Consider the following 2,289-nt stretch of genomic DNA (forward strand, 5'->3'; position numbering starts at 1 on the left):
GCCGGCGTTCTCGTGGCCCAGGACGTAGGGCAGCGGCGTGTGCATCGCCGCGTCCCACTGGCCCTCCATGATGTGCAGGTCGGTACGGCACACCCCGGCGCCGCCGATCTTCACGATGACGTCGAGCGGGCCGCGGAGGGCCGGCTCGGGTACCTCGTCGACCACGGGCATCTCGTGAAAAGCGTGCAAACGGACGGCCTTCACTGCTCCTCCTCGCCTAGTCCTGATGTGCCGTACCGGTGCCGCAGCATGCCGCGGCAGACGCCGGCGTTCGCCTCGATGCTGACCCGCGTGGTACGCGCCTTGCGCAGATGCAGCGGCACCGCGTCATCGCGCAGCGGCGCGCCGGTGGCCGGGTCGATCAGCAGCGGGGCGTCGTCGCCGGCGGGCAGCCCCAGCTCGGCCCGGCGCTGCCGCAGCCGCTCCAGCGCCGGTGATGCCGGCGCCTGGCCGAGGGTGAGCGCGGCCAGCGCCGGTGGCTCCACGCCCGCCGCGGCCAGCGGGCGGCAGACCAGGTCGGTGCCGGCCAGCACCGCCTTACGCAAGAAGTCGGCGCGCAGCTCATGCAGCTCGCCGACCGCCTCGCCGTCGAAGGACCGGGCGAACCCGGCCCTGGCGGCCACCCCGCCGTTGATCGCATCCGAGGCGAAGTGGTCGTCGAGCACCACCTCCGTCGTGCGCACACCCGGCAGGGCCGACACCGCGTCGTAGGCGTCGGCCACCATCAGGAAGGCGAAGTTGGGCGCGCAGAAATACGTCGGCAGCCGCAGCCGGACCTGGGCATCGCCGTACGCGGACACGGCGCACGACGAGACGAAGCCGAGCGCGGTGATCGGCTCGTCCAGCTCCGGGTCGCGCACCGCGTCCAGCGCGGCCAGCACCCGGGCGGCCCCCGGAGGTGATTCCCCCGGGGGCGCGCTCGGGGATCCGGCTGTCACTGGGTTCGTCATGCCCCCGAGGCCGCGTGCTCCTCGGGCTGGCCGGCGAGCACCTCGTGGGCGCCCGGCGTGCCACCGTCCTTGAGCTGGTACTCGGCCGGCACCTCGATGTCGTACAGCTTGGCCGCGTTCAGGCCCATGATCTTCTTCTTCGACGCGGTGTTCATCCGCGGGTAGTCGGTGAGCGAGGCGTCGTCCGGGAACTCCCAGTCGATGAAGCCCTCGACCTGCCACTTGGGCTCCCAGATGGCGTAGTCGCTGCCGAAGAGCATCTTGTCCTCGCCGACCCAGAACAGCAGCTCGCCCATGACCTTGGCGAAGAACTTCGGCCGGGCGTGCATCAGGCCGCCGATGACTACGGCCAGGCCGGCGTAGACGTTGGGCTCCTGCGTCGCCATGAAGCAGAAGTCCTCGATCCGCGGCAGGCCGACGTGCTCGACGATGAAGTTCAGGTCCTGGAAGTCGGTCGCGGCGTGGTCCACGTCGGATACGTCGAATGCATCCTTGTCCAGCGGCCAGATCGTCGGGCCCTTGTGGACGTGGATGTTCTTGATCCCGAGCTTCTGGCATTCCTCCAGGTAGCGGTAGGCCGCCGGATCGGTGAGCTTAAAGCCCCGCGAGCCGGCGTTCCACTCGGCGCTGTAGAGCTTGCAGCCCTTGGAGCCGAACCGCTCGACGTTCTTCCTGAGCTGCTCGATGCCCGCGTCACCCTCGCGCGGGTCCCACCGCGTGTTGTAGATGAACTTTCCGGGGTGCTTCTCTCCCATGAGCGCGTTGCGCTCGGTGGTGTTGAAGCCCTCCTTGTACCACTCCTTGAGGTAGGTCGGCTGGAAGATCGCCACGTCCACGTAGCCGTCCTCGAAGACGTCCTTCATGAGGTCTTCTTCGGAGTACTTCTGGAAGTGCTCGATCGACCAGTGGGTCGCGGGCGGGCCGAGTCCCTGGTAGGCGTGGAAGCACTCGATCCAGCCCTTGGCGTACTGCTCGGCGCCCGGCACCCAGTTGTCGGGAGCCGCGTTCCAGTAATGCATATGGCCATCGACAACGAAATACTTTTCGCCGTCCTTTTCGTACACGGTTCCTCCTCGTCGTGGACCGAACCTGATCGCCGACCGTTGCGTCAGCCTGGGCGGCCCGGGCCCGGCGGCTGCTAGTTCCTAGCAGAACCGCTGGGCCCGGCAACCGCAAGACCTACTTGGCCGTGAGGTCGAAGTCGATGTACTCGGCCGCGTCCTCCGGGTTCGCGAACATGATCGTCCGGTCGTCCTCGTGAATCATGCGGCCGTAGTGCGTGGACATGTTCTCCTCGAACTCCGCGGCGTCGAAGTAGCCTGGCTCCTCGCCCAGCGCC

General features: G+C 68.2%; 2 protein-coding genes. Both read right to left on the bottom strand.

Annotated features, from left to right (window positions below):
• Positions 1-200 precede the first annotated feature (200 nt).
• The gene (locus tag VMF70_14600) at positions 201-881 is read right to left on the bottom strand and encodes an iron-sulfur cluster assembly protein (protein ID HTT69251.1); all 681 of its coding nucleotides are present in this window, start codon (positions 879-881) and stop codon (positions 201-203) included.
• Between the two features lie 65 nt (positions 882-946).
• The gene (locus VMF70_14605; GenBank protein ID HTT69252.1) at positions 947-1,969 is read right to left on the bottom strand and encodes an amidohydrolase family protein; all 1,023 of its coding nucleotides are present in this window, start codon (positions 1,967-1,969) and stop codon (positions 947-949) included.
• Positions 1,970-2,289: the final 320 nt, after the last annotated feature.

This window comes from Gemmatimonadales bacterium (assembly GCA_035502185.1).
Lineage (GTDB): Bacteria > Gemmatimonadota > Gemmatimonadetes > Gemmatimonadales > JACORV01 > Fen-1245.